The sequence below is a fragment of the Arthrobacter sp. NPDC058288 genome (genome assembly GCF_042880995.1).
In the GTDB taxonomy this organism is placed as follows: domain Bacteria; phylum Actinomycetota; class Actinomycetes; order Actinomycetales; family Micrococcaceae; genus Arthrobacter.
In genome coordinates this window covers 1-22527 of the sequence record NZ_JBHVYH010000005.1, presented here as the reverse complement: position 1 = coordinate 22527, position 22527 = coordinate 1, and the positions used below count along the sequence as shown (strand labels likewise).

The 22527-nt window shown below is 67.1% G+C and carries 15 protein-coding genes; 14 read left to right on the top strand and 1 reads right to left on the bottom strand.

Going from position 1 to position 22527, the window contains the following annotated elements; all coding sequences use genetic code 11:
- The first annotated feature begins 13 nt into the window (after positions 1-13).
- The 12 genes from ACFVWT_RS14310 to ACFVWT_RS14255 all read left to right on the top strand — a co-directional run bounded on the left by ACFVWT_RS14310 (position 14) and on the right by ACFVWT_RS14255 (position 19854).
- Complete coding sequence (locus tag ACFVWT_RS14310) at positions 14-985, top strand: AAA family ATPase (RefSeq protein WP_390248832.1); 972 nt, start codon at positions 14-16, stop codon at positions 983-985.
- A gap of 53 nt (positions 986-1038) precedes the next feature.
- The gene (locus ACFVWT_RS14305; protein ID WP_390248830.1) at positions 1039-2370 is read left to right on the top strand and encodes a DUF58 domain-containing protein; all 1332 of its coding nucleotides are present in this window, start codon (positions 1039-1041) and stop codon (positions 2368-2370) included.
- Positions 2367-4916, top strand: coding sequence for a transglutaminaseTgpA domain-containing protein (locus ACFVWT_RS14300; protein ID WP_390248828.1), 2550 nt, complete (start codon positions 2367-2369; stop codon positions 4914-4916). Before ACFVWT_RS14305 ends, ACFVWT_RS14300 begins: the two co-directional genes overlap by 4 nt.
- Positions 4913-6472, top strand: a complete 1560-nt coding sequence (locus tag ACFVWT_RS14295) for an RDD family protein (protein WP_390248826.1) — start codon at positions 4913-4915, stop codon at positions 6470-6472. Before ACFVWT_RS14300 ends, ACFVWT_RS14295 begins: the two co-directional genes overlap by 4 nt.
- Positions 6469-7464: a PP2C family protein-serine/threonine phosphatase gene (locus ACFVWT_RS14290; RefSeq protein ID WP_390248824.1), complete on the top strand. Its 996-nt coding sequence runs from the start codon at positions 6469-6471 to the stop codon at positions 7462-7464. Before ACFVWT_RS14295 ends, ACFVWT_RS14290 begins: the two co-directional genes overlap by 4 nt.
- Positions 7451-9235 carry an FHA domain-containing protein gene (locus ACFVWT_RS14285; RefSeq protein WP_390248822.1) on the top strand — a complete coding sequence of 595 codons (1785 nt, stop codon included), beginning with the start codon at positions 7451-7453 and terminating at the stop codon, positions 9233-9235. Before ACFVWT_RS14290 ends, ACFVWT_RS14285 begins: the two co-directional genes overlap by 14 nt.
- Entirely contained in the window at positions 9232-10974 is a 1743-nt protein-coding gene (locus ACFVWT_RS14280) for a serine/threonine-protein kinase (protein WP_390248820.1), read from the top strand. Before ACFVWT_RS14285 ends, ACFVWT_RS14280 begins: the two co-directional genes overlap by 4 nt.
- Before the next feature lie 33 nt (positions 10975-11007).
- Positions 11008-11712 carry a hypothetical protein gene (locus ACFVWT_RS14275; RefSeq protein WP_390248818.1) on the top strand — a complete coding sequence of 235 codons (705 nt, stop codon included), beginning with the start codon at positions 11008-11010 and terminating at the stop codon, positions 11710-11712.
- Positions 11709-16190, top strand: a complete 4482-nt coding sequence (locus tag ACFVWT_RS14270; protein WP_390248816.1) for an FtsK/SpoIIIE domain-containing protein — start codon at positions 11709-11711, stop codon at positions 16188-16190. The genes ACFVWT_RS14275 and ACFVWT_RS14270 overlap by 4 nt, the downstream gene beginning before the upstream one ends.
- A gap of 151 nt (positions 16191-16341) precedes the next feature.
- Complete coding sequence (locus ACFVWT_RS14265) at positions 16342-16605, top strand: hypothetical protein (protein ID WP_011691158.1); 264 nt, start codon at positions 16342-16344, stop codon at positions 16603-16605.
- A gap of 154 nt (positions 16606-16759) precedes the next feature.
- Entirely contained in the window at positions 16760-19045 is a 2286-nt protein-coding gene (ligA, locus tag ACFVWT_RS14260) for an NAD-dependent DNA ligase LigA (protein WP_390248814.1), read from the top strand.
- On the top strand, positions 19042-19854 hold the full coding sequence (locus tag ACFVWT_RS14255; protein WP_390248812.1) for an inositol monophosphatase family protein: 813 nt from the start codon (positions 19042-19044) through the stop codon (positions 19852-19854). Before ligA ends, ACFVWT_RS14255 begins: the two co-directional genes overlap by 4 nt.
- Positions 19855-19882: 28 nt before the next feature.
- On the opposite strand, the gene ACFVWT_RS14250 is transcribed toward ACFVWT_RS14255, so the two are convergent.
- On the bottom strand, positions 19883-21238 hold the full coding sequence (locus ACFVWT_RS14250; protein ID WP_390248810.1) for an LLM class flavin-dependent oxidoreductase: 1356 nt from the start codon (positions 21236-21238) through the stop codon (positions 19883-19885).
- 282 nt (positions 21239-21520) lie between these two features.
- On the opposite strand from ACFVWT_RS14250, the gene ACFVWT_RS14245 reads away from it, so the two are divergent.
- Together ACFVWT_RS14245 and ACFVWT_RS14240 are read left to right on the top strand one after the other, a co-directional pair.
- Entirely contained in the window at positions 21521-22024 is a 504-nt protein-coding gene (locus tag ACFVWT_RS14245) for a GNAT family N-acetyltransferase (RefSeq protein ID WP_390248808.1), read from the top strand.
- 47 nt (positions 22025-22071) lie between these two features.
- A complete protein-coding gene (locus ACFVWT_RS14240; RefSeq protein ID WP_390248806.1) occupies positions 22072-22455 on the top strand; it encodes a RidA family protein in 384 nt (127 codons plus the stop codon).
- Positions 22456-22527 lie beyond the last annotated feature (72 nt).

The following is a 22527-nucleotide window of genomic DNA, read 5'->3' as shown; positions in this document are numbered from 1 at the left end:
AGAGGATTCACCCATGACCATGACAACTGAGCAGGCCGACTGGTTTGCAGGAACGTTCGAGAAGCTCGTTACCAATGTGGGACAGGCCGTGCTGGGCAAGTCCCACGTCATCCGCCTGACCTTCATGGCCATGCTCGCCGAAGGGCACGTACTCTTCGAAGACGCCCCGGGCACTGGCAAGACATCCCTGGCCCGGGCCCTCGCGGCGACCGTGCAGGGCTCCAACAACCGCATCCAGTTCACCCCGGACCTGTTGCCGTCCGACGTCACGGGCGTGACCATCTATGACCAGAAGACGCAGAAGTTCGAGTTCCACAAGGGCCCCATCTTCAACAACATCGTGCTGGCGGACGAAATCAACCGGGCGTCGCCCAAGACGCAGTCCGCACTCCTGGAGGTCATGGAGGAATCGAGGGTCACGGTGGATGGCACCACGTACGAGGCCGGGCGCCCGTTCATGGTGATGGCCACCCAGAACCCCATTGAGCAGGCGGGCACCTACCGGCTGCCCGAAGCCCAGCTGGACCGCTTCCTGATCAAAACCTCCATTGGCTACCCGGACCACGCGTCCACAGTGCAGCTGCTGGGTGGCGCCAACCTCAAGGACCGGTCCAAGGACCTCTCCGCTGTCATCACCACCCAGGCCGTAGCTGACATGGCCGACCTCGCCGCCACCACCCATGTGGACACCGCTGTGCTGGAGTACATTTCACGGCTGTGCGAGGAGACCCGCAACGCCCCTGAGACCCGCCTGGGGGTATCGGTTCGCGGCGCCCTGGCCATGGTCCGGGCTGCAAAGGTCTGGGCTGCAAGCCAGGGCCGTAACTTCGTCCTGCCGGATGACGTGAAGGACCTCGCCGGCGTGGTCTGGACCCACCGCTTTGTGATGGACCCGGAAGCGGAATTCTCCGGTGCCACCGCGGACGCCGTGCTGGCGCGTGTTCTGACGGACGTTGCTGCCCCGCAGCAGCGCGCCGCCGTCTAACCGGTGCCCCTGCATAATTCCGGTAAATTCACCGCGCGAACAAAGGTACAGATATGTCCAGCAGCACTCCGTTGACCCGGCTTGCTGAGCGCCTGAGAAGGCCGCTTTCAGGTGACGGAAAGGCCGCCCGGCTGCATCCCTCCGTCATGTGGTCCGAGGCCGTCAGCACCGCAGGCCTTGCGCTGGCGCCCGCCCGGTCCAAGGTCCGGGAACTCTGGCTGAGATACGTCTGGCCGGTACTTTCGGTAGTGAGCGTCCTGGGCTGGTCCGTCCTGGCCGCATCCATCCTGCTGTGGAGCGTGGGCCAGGCCTACGGCTGGCAGGAGGCGAAGGCAGCCGCGGTGGCGGCCTTCGTCCTTTTCGTCCTTGCCGTCGGATTCATTGTGGGCCGCTCCTCCTACGGCGTGGTCCTGGACCTTGCCAGGACCAGGGTGGCCGTGGGGGACAGCGCGGTCGGAAGCATCGCAGTCTCCAACACGTCTGCGCGCCCGCTCCTGCCGGCCGCGCTGGAACTCCCCGTGGGAGCAGCCACCGCCGTGTTCCACCTGCCGCGGATGAAGCCGCAGCAGATCCACGAGGATCTCTTCACCATCCCCACCGCCCGCCGGGCCGTCATTGTGGTGGGCCCGGTGCGCTCCGTCCGCGCCGATCCCTTGCACCTGTTGCGGCGCCAGGTGCTCTGGACCGAGCCGGAGGACCTCTACGTGCATCCGCGGACCGTTGCCCTGGCCGGCTCCGCCGCAGGCTTCATCCGCGACCTGGAGGGCATGCCCACCACCGACCTGTCCAGCGCGGACGTTTCGTTCCACGCCCTCCGCGACTACGTGCCGGGCGACGACCGCCGCCACATCCACTGGAAAACCACCGCGCGGACCAACAAACTCATGGTGCGCCAGTTTGAAGAGACCCGCCGCGCGCACCTCGCCATCTCGCTGTCCATCAACACCGACGAGTACGACTCCGAGCAGGAATTCGAGATGGCCATTTCCGCCGCCGCCTCCATCGGGCGCCAGGCCATCCGGGAACAGCGCGAACTCGATGTCCTCACCCAAAAGGGTCCGCTGCGGTGTGAGACCGGCCGAAACATGCTCGACGACATGACCCGGATCGTCGGCACGCCGATGCGGAAGACCGCCGTCGACCTTGCCCGGACGCTGGCGGACACGGTCCCCAACGCATCTGTGGTCTTCTTCGTAGTGGGCAGCCGTGTCACCCCCGCCCAGCTTCGCTCGGCAGCCGCGTCGGTTCCGCCGGGCGTGCGAAGCCTCGCAGTCCGCCTTCAGACCGGGGCCTCGCCTGCGCGTGCCAACATCGCGGACCTGACGGTCCTGACGCTCGGGGACCTGTCCGACCTCGCCATCATCCTCAGAAAGGCGGCTGCATGAGCTCCGCGCCCGCATTCCGCCCGCGCAGGCAGCCCGCGCAATCGCAACCGTCCGCCTTCAGCGACGGCCGGCCGGCCTGGCATTTGGCGCTCGACGCCGGCGCCCTGGTTGTCCTGCTGGGGCTGGGGGTCCTCGGGTTCAGCCTGAGCTTCGGCGGCGACCCCTACTATCTGATCGCCGGGTTCGGCGGCATCCTGCTGGGCCTTGGCATTGCCGCGGCCAACGCCCACTTCAGGCTAGGGACGCTTATCACGGCCGCCGCCGTGCTCGGTTCCTACCTGGTCCTTGGAACACTCCTCGCCGTGCCGGATGCGGCGATCGCCGGCTTTGTCCCCACGCTCGAGTCACTGCGGACTCTTCTGCTGGGCGTCGTCTTTGCCTGGAAGGACATGCTCACCGTCGGTGTCCCGGTAGGCACCGCCGGCGGGATGCTCATTGTCCCGTTCCTCAGTGCCCTCCTCACTGCGCTGGCCGCGGGACTCATGACCTGGCGGCTGAAGAGCCCGTATTGGCCGCTCCTGCCCGTCCTGGTGCTCTTCGTGACCGGCATTGCGTTCAGCACCAACGCCGGGTTCCTCAACGTGGAGCGGGGCATCTCCCTCACGGTGGTCGCAGTGGCGTGGGCTACCTTCCGCCGCGACGCACACCGGCGCAGCGATACCCGCAAGGTGTCCGTCAACCGTCCTGAGGCGGATGCCGCCACTGCCCGCCGCGCCAAAGTGCGCCGGCTCGGCTCCGCCGCCGGCGTCATCGCTGCCTGCGTTGCCATCACGGCTGTGGCTTCGCCCCTGGTCACCGCCGGCGATGACCGGACGGTACTCCGAAACGTGATCGTTCCGCCGTTCGACCCCAAGGACTACATCACACCGCTGGCGAGCTTCCGCAACTTCGTGAAGGACAAGAAAGACGACAACCTGTTCGTGGTGAAGGGGCTGCCCCGGGACGGGCGCGTCCGGCTCGCGGCCCTGGATGCATTCAACGGCACCAACTACAACATGGATCCGGACAGCTCAGGCAACTTCAGCAAGGTGGGGGATGCAAAGTCCTTGAACACGCTGGCCGACTCCGACGGTATCGTGCCCAGCAACGATTACACCCTGGACATCACCATCGAGGACTACCAGGGGTATTTCCTGCCGGGCGGCCGCCGCACCACCGGGATCAGCTTCACCGGTGAATCGTCAGGGGCAGCGTCCGGGCTCTACTTCAACTCCGGAACGGACACCGCGGTCACCACCAAGGGCCTCGCGAAAGGCGATGCGTACAGCGTCCAGGTGTCAGACCCCGCCAAGCTCGAACATGGCCAGCTGACGCAGTACGACTTTGCCAAGGTGGCCCTCCCGGACGCATCCGAGGTTCCGCCCGTGGTCGGCTCACAAGCCAACGATTTGTCGGCCGACGCTCCGACGGCAATCGACCGCGTCCGGCAGATCGAGGCGCATTTCCAGAAGAAGGGCGCCTTCAGCAACGGCCTGATCGACGAAGGCCAGCTGCCCAGCGTCTCAGGGCACGGCTCGGCACGCATCCGCAGCCTGCTGACCGCCAAGCAAATGCTGGGCGACGACGAACAGTACGCTGTGGCGATGTCCCTGATGCTCCGGCACCTGGGAATCCCCTCCCGCGTGGTGATGGGCTTCTACCCGGATCCCAAGAGCCCTGAGAACGGCGCCGGCGAAGTGAAGATCACCGGCAAGGACGTCCACGCCTGGGTTGAGGTCGCTTTCGACCGGGTCGGCTGGGTGTCCTTCGACCCGACGCCGCCCAAGGACAACGTCCCGATTCCGCCGGACCCGGAGAACAAGTCCAAGCCCAAACCGCAGGTCCTGCAGCCGCCGCCCCCGCCGCAGGAGCCGGCCGATCTGCCGCCGGACTCCTCCCCGGATGCGCTGGACGCAGACCAGAAGAAGAACAACCCCTGGCTCTTCTGGGGACCTATCCTGACGGCGATCGGAATCGCGCTGATTCCCATCGGGATCCTGGCGCTGCCACTGCTGCTCATCGCGTTGCTCAAGAGCCGGCGCCGGAAGGCCCGGTTCACGGACGGTCACCCGGCGCAGCGTGTCGGTGGCGGCTGGAACGAAGTGGTCAGCCTCGCAACTGACATGGGTGCCGCCATCGATACCCGGGCCACACGCCGGGAGTCCGCCGTCGTCCTCGGTGAAACTTTCCCCGGAACAGCGGGCACCACCACCCTGCTGGCCCGCCGCGCCGATGCCTCGATTTTCGGTGCCGGCCAGCCGAGCGAAGCGGAGGTCCAGGAGTACTGGACCATCGTGGACGGCTCACTGAAGGAAATGACGGCCACGGTCGGATTTTGGCGACGGCAAGCTGCCCGGTTCTCGCCGCGTTCCCTGCTGTCCGACGGCCGGACCGCACTCAGCCTCCGTGGTTTCAGGCTTGTCCGGACGGCAAAAACCGGGCCCGCAGGTAGGGTGGTTGACGGCCCGCCACCCGCTGCCGGCCAGCCGGACGTCCCGGCTCCCGGACCGGAGAATGAACACACCGTGCTGAGGCGCGATCTGAGAGAGAACCGCAACGAACAATGACGCATGACGCCGAGCGCTGCCAGCGCTGCCAGCAGTTGATCCGTCCCGGAGCGGCGTTCTGCCCCGCCTGTGGTGCCCCGTTGAGCAACCGGGCCGCCCGCAATGACCGCAACATCGACCACTCGCAGCGGGAACTGATGGAGCGGGCCGCCGCGCACGGCAGCCCGATCCCCGGTAGTATCCCCGTAGTGCAGGCTCGGACGGAAACCGCCGGAGCTGGCGGCTATGGACAAACAGCCCATGCACAATCCGCCCAGGCACAGGGCGGGCACGTACAAGGGGGAGGTACCGGAATGGGTGGCAAGCTGGACGTGGTTCCCGCGGCGGCCGGACGGCGCCTCGGCGCCGCGGTACTCGACTGGGTGGGGCCCGCCGCGCTTCTCATCGTGATGTTCACCGTTGGATTCGCCAGCATCAGCCGCACCCAGAGCGGCGGCTTCATCGTTTACGACACGAGCACGCTCGTGCTGCTGGGCGGCATCGCCGTCGGCATCACCGTGGTCTACATGCTGGTGCTGCTCGGAATTGAGGGCCGGTCCGGCACGACGATCGGCAACCGGCTGATGGGAATCCGCAGTACGGACCAGGACGGCTACGCTCCTGGCACCGGCGCCCTGTTCCTGCGCGGCCTGATCACCGGGGCGGGCATCCTCCTGACGGTGGTGGCAGCGGTGTTCGTGGTGGTCTTCAAGTGGTTCGGGGCCGCACTGTGGATCCTCGCGCCCCTGGCCCTGCTGGGCGTCGCGTGGGCCTTCATCGTGGTGGTGTCCAACACCTGGGACAAGAACGGCAAGCTCAAGGGCTGGCACGATACCGCGGCCAAGACCCTCATGTTTGATGTCAACGCCGGCCGCAACCCCCTGACCACCGGGGGAATCCAAGGTCCCTACAGTTTCGCGCCGCTGGACCTGCCCCCCGTGCAGCAGGTCACGTCACCTGTTGCGGGAGCGGCCGGACGTCCGGCCCAGGCGGTGCCCGTGCGCGCCCCCGAGCCGCAGCAGGGACTCAACCAGCCTGTCGCCATCCCGCAGCCACCCCTGAACCCGAACCAGTGGCAGCCGCCTGCAGTGCCCCGGCCAGAGCCGGACCCCGTCCAGACGAAGACCCTGCCGGACCCGGCAGTCCAGAACCCGGCAGTCCAGGCGCCTTCGCCCGGCTGGGCCCTTCATCCTGACGACGACCACGACAGGACGCAGATGCGCGGGCAGACCGTTCCGGCGCCGGTGGCAGTCCTTCGGATCAGGCTCGACGACGGCCGCGAGTTCCAGCTTGACCAGACGGTGCTCATCGGCCGGAATCCCAGCGGCCTCCCGGGCGAACACATTGCGCAACTGCTGGCCGTCGCCGATCCCGGCCGTTCCATCTCCAAGACCCACCTGCACCTTCGTGCGGACAACGGGGGAATCTGGGTCACCGACCGCAACTCAACCAACGGCAGCGCCGTCACCACACCGGACGGTATCCGAACTGCTTTGCAGGCCGGCGAACCCGCCTACGTACGCCCAGGGTCCACCGTGCACTTCGGTGACCGCACCTTCCACCTAGGACAGGCATGAATCCCCAGCCGGCAGCCGCCACCCCCGCAACGGGCAGGGAGCCCGGACTCCAACTGAGCTGCGGCTACGGTACCGACCGTGGTCTCCGCCGGGAACTCAACGAGGACTCCTTCATTGCGTCCGATCCCGTGTTCGCCGTCGCGGACGGCATGGGAGGCCACGAAGCGGGCGAAATTGCCAGCGGAATCTGCGTGCGGACACTCGCTGGAATGCCGCAGCTGGCCACCGGGGAGAGGACGGCCACGGCCGCCGTCGTCCAGCAGTACCTGGTCAGCGCCGACGAACGGATCCGGACCGCCACCGGGTCCCGGGCCGGCACCACCCTCTCCGGAGTAGTGGTTGTCGAGCAGATGGGTGCGCCGTACTGGCTGGTCATGAACATCGGCGACTCCAGAACCTACCGGCTGAGCCAGGGCGAGTTCGCGCAGGTCACGGTTGACCATTCCGAAGTCCAGGAGCTTGTGGACGCCGGTGAAATCACCAGGGAACAGGCCGCGGTGCACCCCCGCCGGCACGTGGTGACCCGAGCCCTGGGCACCGGCGACGAGACGGAAGCCGACTACTGGCTCCTGCCCGTCGAGGAAGGCGACCGCATTATGATCTGCTCCGACGGGCTGAACGCCGAGCTCACGGACGATCACATGTTCCGCATCCTGAGCACCGTCGGCCACCCCCAGGACGCCGTCGATGCCTTGATCCAGGCCGCGCTGCGCAGCGGCGGACGGGACAACGTCACTGTGATCGTTGTGGACGCCAAGAACGTCATGAACGACGCCGGAACGGACACCGCGCCCCGGCCCGCCGCGGGCGTCGAGGACGAGGACACCCTGCCCCGCACCCGGGTGCTGGACAGTACCGAAGTCCAGGACATTACTGAGGTGGACACCGAGGAACTTCCCGAGGCTCCGGGTGCCGTGCTGCCTGCGGACGCGCCGGAGTCCGCGAACCAATCCGTGACCGACGCAGAGGGCCGCCACAATGGTCTCAAGTAGCTACGCACCGGGGACCTGGCTTGGGGTGATCCGGGCAGGGACCGCTGTGCTGCTGCCGCCCGCGACCCAACCCGCGCTTGTGGACTCGCTCTGGGAACTCCTGGGCGGAGAGCCTGAGGTCCACGAAGTACTTCACGCAGTGACCAGTGCCTCCTCCGGCTCGCTGGCGCAGATTCCCTGGTTCGGCATTGTGGACTTTCGGGAATCCCTCCGGGTCTTCCTCCGCGGCGACATCGAGCTGACCGCCCACCTCGCCGAAGGAACGGTGGAATTGAACGGCAGCGACGTCACCACCTGGACCGAGCGGCGCCTCAGTGAACCGGAATGGTACAAAGTGTCGGTTCCCGGCCAAATGTCCGCCGCAGCCGAACTCCCGCTGCGGGAGGGGGTCGTCCTGCTGCAGAGCCTCACGGCGGGCCGTGTTCCCGGTGCCGCGCCGTCCCCGCCGGCAGCCCCCGTGACGGCTGTGCCCATGATGGCTGTGCCCACTACCGCTGTGAACGGGCCGGAGGTGCCAGCGCCGCAGTCGGAGGACTTCGTCCAGGTCCCGGTCGTTCTGCCCGTCGAGGTGCCGGCGTCCGAACCGGGCCGGGACGTGCCCGCTGAAGCCGCGCCTGCTGAAGCCGCGCCTGCTGAACACGGTGCATCAGCCGAGACCGTGATGGGTATTTCCGACGAAGACCTCGAATCCGCGGAAGACGGAGTCACGGTCCTGCCGGATGACACGGGTTTGGTAAATACAGGATCTGACGAGGCCGGCAGGGACCTGCCTGATGCCGCCGCCCCCACGGAATCGCAGGATCCGGTGCCCGCGAACGAGCTGACCGGGAGTTACGACCACCTGTGGGAAAAGACCGTGGTGCGGCGCATTGAGGATGCCGCTGTCCGGGACGAGCCCGAGGACGAGCCTGCCGTGGCCGCTGCTGCCGCCGCGGATGCGGACAGCCCGGAAGCAACCGCTGCCGGTGTTGGCGATCAGCAGCCGGTCGCCGCGCAGGAGGAACAGCCTGCCCCCGTGCAGCCCGCCCCTCCCGCCCAGCCCCTCATCCCCGCGGCTCAGGGCGGCCTGATCGACTCCGTTCCCTGGAACACCGGTGGCGACAGGCCCGCCCGGCCGACCGGGCCGCCGTCGTTCGTTGCCGTATCTTCAGCTCCCGGATCACCTGACGTGCCGGACCGGGGCAGCCCGGCGGCTATGCCGCCGGCCCTCGAAGGCGACCACGACGGCGAAACGATCATGAAGAGCGACCTCGCCGGGCTAGGGGCCGCGCCGCAGGGGCAAGCCCCGGGCGGCGGAAACGAACCGTCAACCGGGCCCATGGTCCTTGCCCGCGTCTGCCCGCAGGGCCACGCCAACCCGCCCACGCATTCGCAGTGCGCCGGCTGCGGCATGGCGCTTGCATCCGACGCAGTGCAGGTCCGGAGGCCGCGGCTTGGCCGCGTCCGGGTATCAACCGGTGAACTGGTCGACCTGGACCGCTCATTGGTGATCGGCCGCCAGCCGTCGGTCTCAAGGGTTCAGGGAGGAGGCATGCCGCGGCTCGTCCAGGTGGCCAGTCCCAGCGGCGATATTTCCCGGTCCCATGTTGAGGTCCGCCTCGAAGGCTGGCACGTGATGCTGTGCGACCTCAAGGCCACGAACGGCACTGTCCTGGTTCGGGAGGGACAACCGCCCAGGCGCCTCGCCCAGAACGAGATGGCCATCCTTCTTGACGGAGATATTGCAGAACTCGGCGATGACGTGTCGCTGCGGTTCGAGGAGATTCTATGAGTACCAAGCGGCCTGTAGCCCCGCCGCCCGCCATTCCAGGATTCACCTACGTCAGCCTGCTGGGTTCGGGCGGCTTCTCCGACGTCTATCTGTATGAACAGGACAGGCCGCGCCGCAAGGTGGCCGTCAAGGTGCTCCTCTCCGACCTGAAGACAGAAGGTGCCCGGCGCCGCTTCGAATCCGAGGCGAACCTGATGGCCCAGTTGTCCTCGCACCCGTACATTGTCACTATTTTCGAGGCCGAGGTCACCGAAGACGGCCACTCCTACCTGGCCATGGAGTACTGCTCCCGGCCCAGCCTGGACGTCCGCTACCGCCGCCAGCGGTTCAGCGTTGATGAAGTCCTTGCCGTCGGGATCCAGGTGGCCTCCGCCGTCGAGACCGCGCACCGCGCCGGCATTGCCCACCGCGACATCAAACCGGCCAACATCCTGGTGACCGATTACAACCGTCCGGCACTGACTGACTTCGGCATCTCCGGCACCCTCGGCAGCGACACGGATGAGGACGCCGGGATGTCCATACCGTGGTCCCCGCCCGAACAGTTCCGGGACGGCCCGGTGGACGGCGTCATGGTGGATGTCTGGGCCCTCGGCGCCACGCTGTACACCCTTCTCGCCGGTCGATCCCCGTTCGTCCTGCCGGGAGCCGACAACTCCCAGCGCGAACTGATTTCCCGGATCACCAACTCGCCCGTGCCTCGCCTCGGGCGCGCGGACGTTCCCGAGTCGCTGGAACTCGCGCTGGCCACCGCAATGGCGAAGTCGGCCGCTTCGAGGTACTCCTCGGCCCACGCTTTTGCGCTGGCACTGCAGCGGATCCAGGCCGAACTGAATCTCTCAGTCACGCCCTTCGAGGTCCTCGAGGAGGCGCACGGCGACGAAACCCACCCGGACGACGGCTTCGAAGAAACCCGGGTCCGTAGCATCGCCTCGGTGGACCCCGACCAGACGGGGAACGCTCCGACGTTCCCGGCCCGGACACGTCCCGCCGCCTTTACTCCCGTGGTTCCGGCCGCACCGCCGGCAGGGCCCGCCCCGGGGCCTGTCCCCGGACCGGGCGCCCGTCCGGACCAACACGATGACTGGTCGCAGGGCACCATGCTGCGGGGGAGCGTCGCGTCAGGGGTGCGGCCCGGCGGCGGCCACGATGCAGCCGACGACGCGACCGTCCACCGTGGTGCTCCCGGCCGTCCGCCCGGGTGGCAGCGTGGTCCCGCAGGCCCGGACGACAGAGGCGACGAGCATGTGGCCGCCACGGTCAACAGGCCGCAGCCACCGCAGGAGGGGACGGACGAAGGCCCGGCTGACCACGGCAAACGGAACCTGTGGCTGGCCGTGGCCGGCGGCGCCGTGCTCGTCGTCGCCGTCGTGGTGGGGCTGGTGCTGGGGGCGTCCCGGCCGCAACCGGTGGTTGAGCCCACCGGACAGGTTTCCAAGCCGGCGGCGGATGCGATCGGGGACGGCACGGTTCCGGACGTGACCAACCTCGTCGGCAAGTTCACGGACTCGGGGAAAGCCCGGTTCACGTGGACCAACCCGGATCCCAAGCCCGGGGATACCTATAAGTGGCAGCTGTCGACTTCTGCCCCGGGCGAGGGTTTCCACGCCACAGAAACAACGGAGGCGGAAGTGACCCCGGGCCCGAACAGGTTCGCCTGCATCTGGGTGATGATCGTGCGCAGGGACGGGTCGGCATCTCCCATGGGTGGCGACTCGTCGTACGAGTGTGCCCAGTGACGTTAAACATTGCTCTTTGAGGAGGCACGGAAAATGGGGGATCTAGCAGTAGATTTCTGTGGCGAATGGTACGAGCCGTCGGACGAGGACGTCTTCAACATCGGACGCGAGGGCGACCTGGAAGTGGACGACAACCCGTACCTGCACCGGCGGTTCCTCCAGATCGCCCGGTACGACGGCATCTGGTGGCTCAGCAACGTGGGGAGCATGCTCTCAGCCACGGTGGCCGACGGCACCGGCGGGATGCAGGCGTGGCTCTCACCCGGGGCCAGGATTCCGATTGTCTTCAGCCACACCAATGTGATCTTCACCGCCGGCCCCACCACCTACGAGTTTGCCGTGCATCTGAAGACCCCCTCCTTCCGCCAGGAGGCCCCTGATGACGAAAGCGGCGGGGACACCACCATCGGCCCCGTGGTCTTCACCGATTCCCAAAAGGCGCTCATCGTTGCCCTCGCCGAGCCCATGCTGCGCCGCGACGGCACGGGGTTCAGCGCCATCCCGTCGTCGGCGGATGCCGCCAGGACGCTCGGCTGGGCGCTGACCCGGTTCAACAGAAAGCTGGACAATGTGTGCGACAAACTCGACCGCGTCGGCGTGGCAGGGCTGCGCGGCGGCGGCGGAAAGCTGGCCACCAACCGGCGTGCCCGGCTTGTTGAACACGCCGTGACGTCGCACCTGGTCACCGCCGCGGACCTGCACCTGATCGACAAGATGAGGGGGGTCGACGAAGGATGAAAATCCGACTGACGCTGCGCCGGGAACCGGCCGCCGCCAAAGACCTCGCTGTAACCGTTGACGGCCTGGCAACCGTGGCGGACATCGCCACCCAGCTGTGGGCTGCCGATCCTGAACGGCGGGGCACCCAGCCGCCGGAGAACCTGTCGCTCTGCATCGACGAGGCCTTTGTTGCCGGCGGTATGCGCGGCAACATCCTCAACCGCACGGACAATTTGCTGGAATCCGGGCTCAGGCCCGGGTCCATTGTTTCCCTGGCACAGGTCAGCGAGCAGTTCGGTGCCCCGGGCGCGAACCGCGGTCCCGCAGCGGCGACGCTCCGCGTCTTGTCCGGGCCCGACGTCGGGCAGGAATTTTCGCTGCCCTCCGGCACCAGCTACATCGGCCGGGACCGGGACGTCGACATCCGGCTGTCGGACCCCATGACCTCCAAGCGGCACGCCCGCATCACCGTGGGGGAAACCGTTGAAATCGTGGACACGAATTCCGCCAACGGGCTGATCATGGACGGGCTGCCGGTCACCCGGGCAACACTGAACTCCTCGGACACCGTGACCCTGGGAGACACTACCGTTTCCGTCGTCGGGCTGGGCCACCACGGGGGTGCACCCACGTCGCCGTTGGTGGACTTCAACCGCTCACCACGCGTGGTGCCGCGTTTCGCCCCGCCCAAGCGCGTACTCCCGGCCGGACCCAAACGGCAGGAGCACCACCCCTTCCCCTACATCATGCTGATCGCGCCGCTCATGATGGGCGCCATCCTGTTTGCCGTCACGGGCAACGTCCTCTCGGTCCTGTTCATGATGATGATGCCGCTCTTCATCATCGGCCACTACGTGGACCAAAAAATGCAAAGCAAGCGGGAACGCAAGGAACAGCTCAAGCAGTTCCGCGAAGCGATGGCGGCGTTCCGCAAGGACATCACCGAGTTGCAGCACATCGAGCGGTCCGTGCGTCTCCAGGAGGCTCCGTCCGTCAGCGACACCGTGGATTCCATCTACAAGCTGGGACCGATGCTCTGGACCCACCGGCCCGAGCACAGCGGCTTCCTCGGCCTGCGCTTCGGGCTGGGCACGGCGCCCTCGCGCATTTCGTTCGACGAGCCGTCCAGTAATGAGACCGAAGCTGAATACATGCAGGAAATCCAGACCTGCCTCAAACAGTTCCAGGACATCGAGGGCGTTCCGATCGTCTCCCAGCTCCGCTCCGCCGGCGCATTCGGGCTCGCAGGCGCCCGCGGCCTCGTTGACGATGTGGCCCGCGGCATGGTCCTGCAGACCGTGGGCCTGCATTCCCCGGCCGAAGTGGTGGTTACCGCTATCACCTCGGCCAAATCGAGGGAACGCTGGAACTGGCTCCAGTGGCTGCCGCACGTCGGCTCGGGACACAGCCCGCTCAGCGGCGACCACCTCGCTGCGGGACCGGCCGGCGGGTCTTCCCTCCTGGCCCGGCTGGAGGACCTTATCGACCAGCGCGAAGCGGGGGCCCAGTCTCCGCGTCCCGCGCCGCGGCCCGGCCTCGACGGAGAGAAGGGCGAGATCCCGGGCCCCGTGCTGCCCTCCGTGCTGTTGATCGTGGAAGACGACGCGCCGGTGGACCGCGGCCGGCTGACACGGCTCGTGGAACGCGGGCCGGATTCGGGGGTCCACGTCATGTGGGTGGCCACCAGCGTCCAGTCCCTCCCGGCCGCGTGCCGCGACTTCATGGTGGTGGACGGCGACCACGGAACCACCACCGGCCAGGTCCGGCTGGGCCGCCACACCTACCCGGTCAGCTGCGAAAGCCTCGACGCGGACCTGGCCACCCAGCTTGCCCGGATGCTGTCGCCGGTCATCGATGTGGGCAAGCCGGTGGATGATGACTCCGACCTTCCCCGCGCGGTGTCCTACGTGAGCCTCATCGGCAAGGACTTCATGGACAACCCCCAGGCGGTGGCGGACCGGTGGAAAGAGAACAACTCGGTCCACGCGACCGCCGTCGCAAACCGCAAGGACAACGGCACGCTCCGGGCCCTGGTGGGATCCAAGGGCATCGAACCGCTCTACCTGGACCTGAAAAACGAGGGCCCGCACGCCTTGGTGGGCGGCACGACGGGCGCCGGAAAGTCGGAATTCCTGCAGTCCTGGGTCATGGGCATGGCTGCAGCCTACAGCCCGGACCGGGTGAGCTTCCTGTTCGTCGACTACAAGGGCGGTGCCGCCTTCGCCGACTGCCTGCACCTGCCCCACACCGTCGGACTGGTGACTGACCTCTCGCAGCACCTGGTGCGCCGGGCGTTGACGTCACTGCGGGCTGAGCTGCACTACCGGGAGCATCTGCTGAACCGGAAGAAGGCCAAGGACCTGCTGGGCCTGCAGCGCGAGGCGGATCCCGAGGCTCCGCCGTACCTCATCATCATTGTGGACGAGTTCGCGGCCCTGGCCACGGAAGTCCCCGAGTTCGTGGACGGCGTGGTGGATGTGGCAGCCCGAGGCCGGTCCCTGGGCCTGCACCTGATTTTGGCCACCCAGCGGCCCGCGGGCGTCATCAAGGAAAGCCTGCGCGCCAACACCAACCTGCGCGTCGCCCTCCGGATGGCCGACGAGGACGACGCTACCGACATTCTCGGTGTGCCCACCGCGGCGTACTTCGACCCCTCCATTCCGGGGCGAGGCGCCGCGAAGACCGGCCCCGGCCGGATCCAGGGCTTCCAGACCGGCTACGCAGGCGGCTGGACCACGGACAAACCGCAGGCACCGCAAATCGACATCGTGGAAATGGCCTTTGGCTCGGGACCCAGCTGGGCCGCGCCGGCGCCGGAAAAGCCGGTGCGGGAGGAACCGGCGGGTCCGAACGACATTGCCCGGATGACGGCCAACATCATCAAGGCCGCGGAAGTGTTGTCCATCGCGCCGCCCCGTAAACCGTGGCTCAACGAGCTGGCGAAGACCTACGATTTCTCCAAGCTTCCCAACCCCAGGACCGATGAACGCCTCCTCCTGGGTGTGGCCGACGACCCGGCACACCAGGACCAGCCCACCGTCTTCTACGAACCCGACAGGGACGGCAACATGGCCATCTACGGGACGGGCGGCTCAGGCAAGTCGGCGGCACTGCGCGGTATCGCCATCGCCGCGGCAGTAACACCCCGCGGTGGCCCCGTGCACGTCTACGGCATCGACTGCGGTTCGTCCGGACTGAAGATGCTCGACGGACTCCCGCACGTCGGGGAGATCATCAACGGCGACGACGTCGAACGTGTCGGCAGGCTGCTGCGGTGGCTGCGCGATGTTGCCGACGACCGCGCTGCCCGCTATGCCGAAGTCCGGGCCGCCACCATCGTGGAGTACCGAAAACTGGCCAATGACCCGGATGAGAAGCGGATCTTCATACTGGTGGACGGCATGTCCAACTTCCGGGAGGCCTACGAATACAGCCGGCTGTCGGCCCTCTGGGACATCTTCCTTCAGCTGGCGACGGACGGCCGGCCGCTGGGCATCCACCTGGTGGTGACGGGAGACCGGCCCAACTCAGTCCCGGCTTCTCTACTCGCTTCGATCCAGCGGCGACTGGTCCTGCGGCTCTCGTCCGAGGACGATTACATTTCGCTGGACGTGCCCAAGGACGTTTTGAGCCAGGCATCGCCTCCCGGCCGTGGTCTGCTGGGAGGGCACGAGGTGCAGCTTGCCGTGCTCGGCGGCGACTCGAACCTGGCGCTGCAGGCCCGCGAGGTGCACAAGCTCAGCGAGGCCATGGTGCGGCAGGGAGTGGAGAAGGCGCCCCAGATCGAACGGCTGCCCGAACAGGTGGACCTGGACATCCTTCCCGCCGGCAGCCGGGACCTCCCGGTCATCGGTGTGGACGACGAGACGCTCCAGCCGGCCGAAATCATGGCCAAGGGACCGTTGCTCGTCGCGGGTCCGCCGGGTGCCGGCCGCACAGTCGCGCTCGTCACGATGGCTTACGCGCTGCGCCGGTCCAACCCCGGCACCGAATTGATCTACATCGGCTCCCGCCGGTCCGCCGTCGCATCCCTCAAGGTCTGGAGCCGTGCCCTCGTGGGCGCCGAAGACGTGGAAGAGGCCATTGACGGGCTGGTGGACTACTCCTCGGAGAACCCCGGCCGGCTGGCCATCTTCATCGAGGGCCTGACCGAATTCACGGACACGGGCGCCGAGTCCGGCATCGAGCAACTGGTCACCACCTCCATCAAGGCCGACCAGTGGGTGGTGGGGGAGTCGGAGACGTCCACCTGGTCCTCCGCCTGGTCGCTGTCGCAGCCGTTCAAGTCCGGACGGCGCGGGCTGTTGATCAACCCCGGCGACATCGAAGGCGACAGCCTGCTGAGCACCTCGCTCGGCAAGATCAGTTCCGACTTCATTCCGGGCCGTGGCTACATCGTGGGCCGGGGCAAGGTCCGGAAGCTGCAGATTGCGCTGCCGCCGGAAAACCGCAGCCAGGCTGATCCGGACCTCAACCGGGTAGGAGCCTCACGGTGACTGTGCCGATGGGCAGGGCGGCATGGGGAGCGGTGCCCATCGACGGCGGTTCGGGCCGCGGGATAGTTTCTAGGTAATGGATCTTCCGGATGAGCCGGGGGCCGCTGGGGATGCCGATCGGATCGGGTCCGTTGACTGAAGGAGAAAACTAATGGCTATTTGGGGTGCAGACATTGCTCAGCTCAAGGCGCTCGGGACCAAGCTTCAGGCTGGTTCGTCCGAGATCGAGAAGGCTAAGTCGCAGCTGACGAAGGCTCTTGACAGCACCGACTGGAAGGGCCCGGACGCTGAGAAGTTCCGCAGCGAATGGTCCGGCCGCCACGTCACCGACCTCGCACGGGTGGCCCGGGCCCTGGAAGAGGCGGGTAAGCAGGCCAGCAAGAACGCTGCCCAGCAGGAAGAGGCTTCCCGCTAGGGAACGCCTGCCGCGGGCAACGCCGAAACGGATGCCCCGGACGCAATAAGCGTCCGGGGCATCCGTGCGCCTGGAGCCAGACAATGTCGGAGATCTAGGGCAGGATAGGTCTGTGAGCACAGGGAACACGGCAGCAGATACTGATACACAAAGCATGACCGGGACAGGCACGCGGGAGGCGGATACCGCCCGTGAACAAGTGCCCTCCGGCGCGGTGCGCGAGGAATATGAAAACCTGGTGGAAGAGGTGCGCAAGCACCGCTTCGCGTACTACCAGGAGGACGCGCCCATCATTTCGGACGCTGAGTTCGACGAGCTCTTCCGGCGCCTCGAAACAATCGAGGCAATGCACCCTGAACTCGTGGCCAACGATTCGCCCACCCAGGAAGTGGGCGGCGAAGTGTCCGCCGCCTTTGCCGCCGTCGAACATCTCCAGCGGATGTACAGCCTTGAAGACGTCTTTTCCCTTGAGGAACTGGAAGCGTGGATCGCCAAAGCGGAAGCATCCGTCGTCAAACTCGGCAACGGCAGCGCCGGACCCGCATGGCTGACTGAACTCAAGATCGACGGACTGGCTGTCAACCTGCTCTACCGCGACGGCAAGCTTGTCCGCGCCGCCACCCGGGGAGACGGCTACACAGGCGAGGACATCACCCACAACGTCCTGACCATCAAGGAGATCCCTCAACAGCTCACCGGCGGGAACTATCCGGCCGAGATGGAGGTCCGCGGCGAGGTCTTCATTCCGTCCAAGGCCTTCGCTGAATTCAACGAGGCGCTGATCGAGGCCGGCAAAGCGCCCCTGGCCAACCCGCGCAATGCAGCCGCCGGCTCGCTCAGGCAAAAGGATCCCGCGGAAACTGCCAAGCGTCCCCTGCGCATGTACGTGCACGGCATCGGTGCCCGCGAAGGGCTGGAGACCGTCAGCCAGTCGGACACCTACCGGCAGCTTGCCGAGTGGGGCCTGCCCACCAGCCCGTACTTCGAGGTCCTCGGCAGCCTCAAGGAAGTGCTCGACTTCATCAAACGCTACGGCGACAAACGGCACAGCCTCACCCACGAGATCGACGGCATCGTGGTCAAGGTGGACGATTTCGCCACCCAGCGCGCCCTCGGGTACACCTCGCGGGTACCCCGCTGGGCCGTGGCCTACAAGTACCCGCCGGAGGAAGTCCACACCAAGCTTCTGGACATCGCGGTGAATGTGGGCCGTACCGGCCGCATTACCCCCTTCGGCATCATGGAACCCGTGAAAGTTGCCGGGTCCACCGTAGGAATGGCCACGCTGCACAACCAGGATGTGGTCAAAGCCAAGGGCGTGAAGATCGGCGACATCGTGGTGCTGCGCAAGGCCGGGGACGTAATCCCGGAGATCGTGGGGCCCGTCCTTGCCCTCCGTGACCAGCAGGATCCGCCCGTGCGGGACTTCGTCATGCCCACCGAATGCCCCTCCTGCGGGACGCCGCTCGCCCCCGGGAAGGAGGGGGACGTGGACATCCGCTGCCCCAACTCCCGCTCCTGCCCGGCCCAGCTGCGCGAACGCGTTTTCCACGTGGCCAGCCGCGGCGCCTTCGACATTGAGGCCCTCGGCTGGGAAGCGGCGATCGCCCTGACGCAGCCGGCCGAACCCGCGACGCCTCCGCTGACCAGCGAGGCCGCACTCTTCCGGCTGACCCGCGAAGACCTTGCCGACGTCCGGATCCGCCGCGAGAAGCGGTCAAAAGGCGTGGCTACGGGCGAATTCGAACTCGTGCCGTATTTCTATACAAAGGGCACCGCCAAGTCGCCGTCCAAGCCCACGGCCACCACGGAAAAACTCTTCGCCGAGCTGGAAAAAGCCAAGTCCCAGCCGTTATGGCGGGTCCTGGTCGCATTGTCCATCCGGCACGTCGGACCCCGGGCGTCGCGGGCGCTTGCCACGGCCTTCGGTTCGATGGACGCCATCCGGCAGGCATCGGAGGAGGAACTCGCCCACGTCGACGGTGTGGGTCCGGTGATCGCGGCTGCACTGAAGGAATGGTTCGCCGAGGACTGGCACCGCGAAATCGTGGACACCTGGGCTGAGGACGGCGTGCGGATGGAGGACGAGCAGGACGAATCCACCCCGCGGACCCTGGAAGGGCTGACCGTCGTCGTCACCGGAAGCCTTGAGGGCTTCAGCCGGGACGAAGCCAAGGAAGCCATCCTCATCCGCGGCGGCAAGGCATCAGGATCCGTGTCCAAAAACACCAGCTACGTCGTGGCCGGCGAGAACGCCGGAACAAAACTGGACAAGGCCGAACAGCTCGGCGTGCCGGTGCTGGATGAGGACGGGTTCCGTGCGCTGCTGGCCAACGGCCCCGCTGACTCCACGGACTCGGCCGGTGCCGCTGACTCCGCGGACCACGCCGCCGGCAACGGCGACGCCCTCGAAGGCCACCAGGAAGAGCCGACAGAATGAGCATCACGGCGGCGGATCTGCTGGAAGTAGCTAAGGCCGCGGCCGCGGCCGGGGCAACGGTGCTCTCCACCCGCAACGGCGACGCCCTGGACATCAGCAACAAGGGAGCCTCGGGGGACTGGGTCACGGCCTTCGATGTCGCCGCGGAGAACGCCGTGCGTGAGGTCATCGGCCGTGTCCGCCCGCAGGACACTGTCACCGGCGAAGAACACGGCACCCTGAGCCGGGACAACCCCAGCGGCTACCGCTGGTCAATCGACCCGCTGGACGGTACCACCAACTTCATCCGGAACATCGTCTACTACGGCACGTCGGTGGCGGTGGCGGATCCCGACGGCGTCTGGCTGGCCGGCGTCGTTAACGCCCCTGCCTTGGGCCGCATCTACTATGCGTCGCGCGGCGGAGGCGCCTGGCTGGAGGAGCGCGGGCAGCGCACCCAGCTCACCGGGCCCGTTCCGGGCCGTGCCGGACAGATACTGGCCACCGGCTTCAGCTACGACCCCGTCGTCCGCGCCGAACAGGCCGAAGCCCTTGGCGGTTTCATGGACGGTTTCGCCGATGTGCGCCGGCTGGGTTCCGCCGCCCTGGACCTGTGCCTGGTGGCGGACGGAACCCATGACGCCTTCGGAGAGCGGGGACTCAATGAGCATGACTTCTCTGCGGGCGCCCTCATCGCCGAGGAAGCGGGGTGCTGGGTGCGCCGCCCCCGCCTGACGAGCCCCCTCGACGGCGGACCGTCGGATGAGGAACGCCTTGCGGCCTGGACGTGTGCCGGCACCCTCGAGTTGTCCGGCAAGTTCCCGCTCTGAGGCGGAGCCCGGGGAGGTGTACCCGGGCTCAGGCGCGCGCGGCGGCCAGTCCGGCTGCCCCGGTGTAACGGTTGAGCGGGCGCTCCAGTCCATAGTGCCCCCGGAGGGTGTCGGCTGTGTACTCCGTCCGGAACAGTCCCCGCCGCCGGAGGACCGGCACCACGTGGTCCACGAACGCCTCGAGCCCTGAGGGCAGCACCGCCGGCATGATGTTGAAGCCGTCGGCCGCACCGTTTTCAAACCAGAGCTGGATGGCATCGGCCACCTGCTCCGGGGTGCCCGAAAAGGTGCGGTGCCCGCGGCCGCCACCCAGGCGCCCGATCAGTTGCCGCACAGTAAGCTGTTCGCGGCGGCCGAGTTCCACGATCAGGGTGTAGCGGCTCTTCGCGCCCTGGACGGAATCCTCGTCCGGAAGATCGCCCGGCAACTGCCTGTCCAAGGGCAGGTCGTCCGGGCTGACACCGAGGGTTTTGGCAAGTTCGATCCGGGCGTACTCCGGCCGGATCAGCTCGTCGAGTTCGCGCTCCAGCGTCTTGGCCTCGGCTTCCGTCCCTGCCAGCACGGGCACGATTCCGGGCAGGATTTTGATGCCTTCAGGGTCGCGTCCGGCGGCTGCGGTGCGGGCCTTGAGGTCGCTGTAAAAGCTCTGCGCATCTTCGAGCGTCTGCTGCGCCGTGAAGACGGCCTCGGCGTAGCGCGCGGCCAGCCCCTTGCCGTCTTCGGAGGAGCCCGCCTGGACGATCAGCGGGTATCCCTGCGGTGACCGCGGAACGTTGAGCGGGCCGCGAACCCTGAAATGCTTGCCGACATGGTCGATCGGCCTGACCTTGTCCGGGTCGGCCCAGACTCCTGCTTCCTTGTCCGCCACCACGGCGTCGTCGTCCCAGCTGTCCCAGAGTTTTCCGGCGACGTCCAAAAACTCGGCCGCCCGTTCGTAGCGGGTGGCATGCGCCGGCTGGTCGTCGACGCCAAAGTTCCGGGCGGCGTCGGGCCCGGCGGTGGTGACGACGTTCCAACCGGCACGGCCGCCGCTGACGAAGTCGACGGAGGCAAAACGCCTCGCAAGGTTGAACGGATCGTTATAGGTTGTGGACGCGGTCGCAATGAGGCCGATCTTCTCGGTTGCTGCGGCGATGGCGGTCAGCAGCACCGTGGGTTCGAGCTTTCCGGCCGGCCGGCGGCCCACGTTGCCGAAGATCACGGGCGAGTCGGCGAAGAAGATGGAATCGAACGTTCCCCGCTCGGCAATCCGGGCGAGATTGCGGTAGTGGCTGATGTCCGTGCTGGCCCGGGGGTTGCTTTCGGGCAGCCGCCAGGACGCTTCGTGGTGGCCGGTGCTCATGAGGAAGGCGTTGAGGTGCAGCGTGCGCTGAGGGGATGCCATGGGAGGGTCCTGTCTATCGGGGCGGTGTGGTTGCCGGCGTCGGTGGTGCAAATCAACCACAGCCCGGCGGCGGTCGGCCAGCGGCGCCGACCACTGGAGCAACGCCCGGAAATGCAGGGAAACACCCGGAAATACGGGGCCACGCAGGGCAACGCAGAGCAACGCCGCGAAACGGAAGGCAACCCAGGGGCAACGCCCGGACGCACAGCGCGTAGTGATAGTTCAGTCACGGAAACGGCGCTTTCGGGGGAACGGGGATGCGCCCGCGACTACCATGGATAAGTGCATTCGCAGATCATCATTCGTCCCGCCGTCCCGGCCGATTTCGACGCCGTGGCCCGCATTACGCGGGACGCCTACCTCGCCGCCGGCTACTTCGCGAGTGCCGACCACCCCTACATGCTGCAGATCCAGGACGTGGCCAAACGGGCCGGCCAGGCCACCATCTGGGTCGCCGAGCGGGCGGGGCGCATTGTCGGTTCGGTGACGCTCGCCGTCGCGGGTGAACCTTTCGCGGACATCGCCCTGCCGGACGAACTCGAATTCCGCATGCTGGTAGTGGATCCGTCGGTCCAGCGCAGCGGCGCAGGCAAGGCCATGGTCGAGGCGATCATCGACCATGCGAAGTCGCTGGACGGCATCAAAGCCGTGGCACTGACCACCGGCCGCACGTGGGAGAGCGCACACGGCCTGTATCGGAAGACGGGATTCCACCGCGTTCCTGAACGTGACTGGTTCGTGACGGACACCGACATAAAGCTGCTGGTTTACCGGCTCGAGGTGTAGCCGCCCTAGAGTGGTGCCGACTCAAGGCACCATCGAAAGGCACACCCATGCGCAAGACATTCGGCTCCGGCTCCTCGTGGGAGCAGACCCTCGGTTATTCCCGGGCGGTGCAGGTGGACAACACCCTGTACATCTCCGCCACCGCGGCGACCGGTGACGACGGAATCGTGGGCGACGGCTTCTACACCCAGACCCGGTTCATCCTGGAAAAGCTGGGCGCCGTCCTGGCCGAAGCCGGGTTCGCGTACGAGGACGTGGTGCAGTCCAAGCTCTACCTGACGGACATCAGCAAGTGGGAAGACGCCGGCCGGGCCCATGGTGAAGTTTTCGGCGAGATCCGCCCCACACTCTCCCTGGTCCACGTGCTCCCGTTCCTGGACCCCAAGATGCTCGTGGAGATCGAGCTCGTGGCCCAGAAGAGCGCCAGCTAGCCGGTTCCAACCAGCGCGAACGGACACTTGAGGCCCCTGAATCCGCGGATTCAGGGGCCTCAAGTGTCCGTT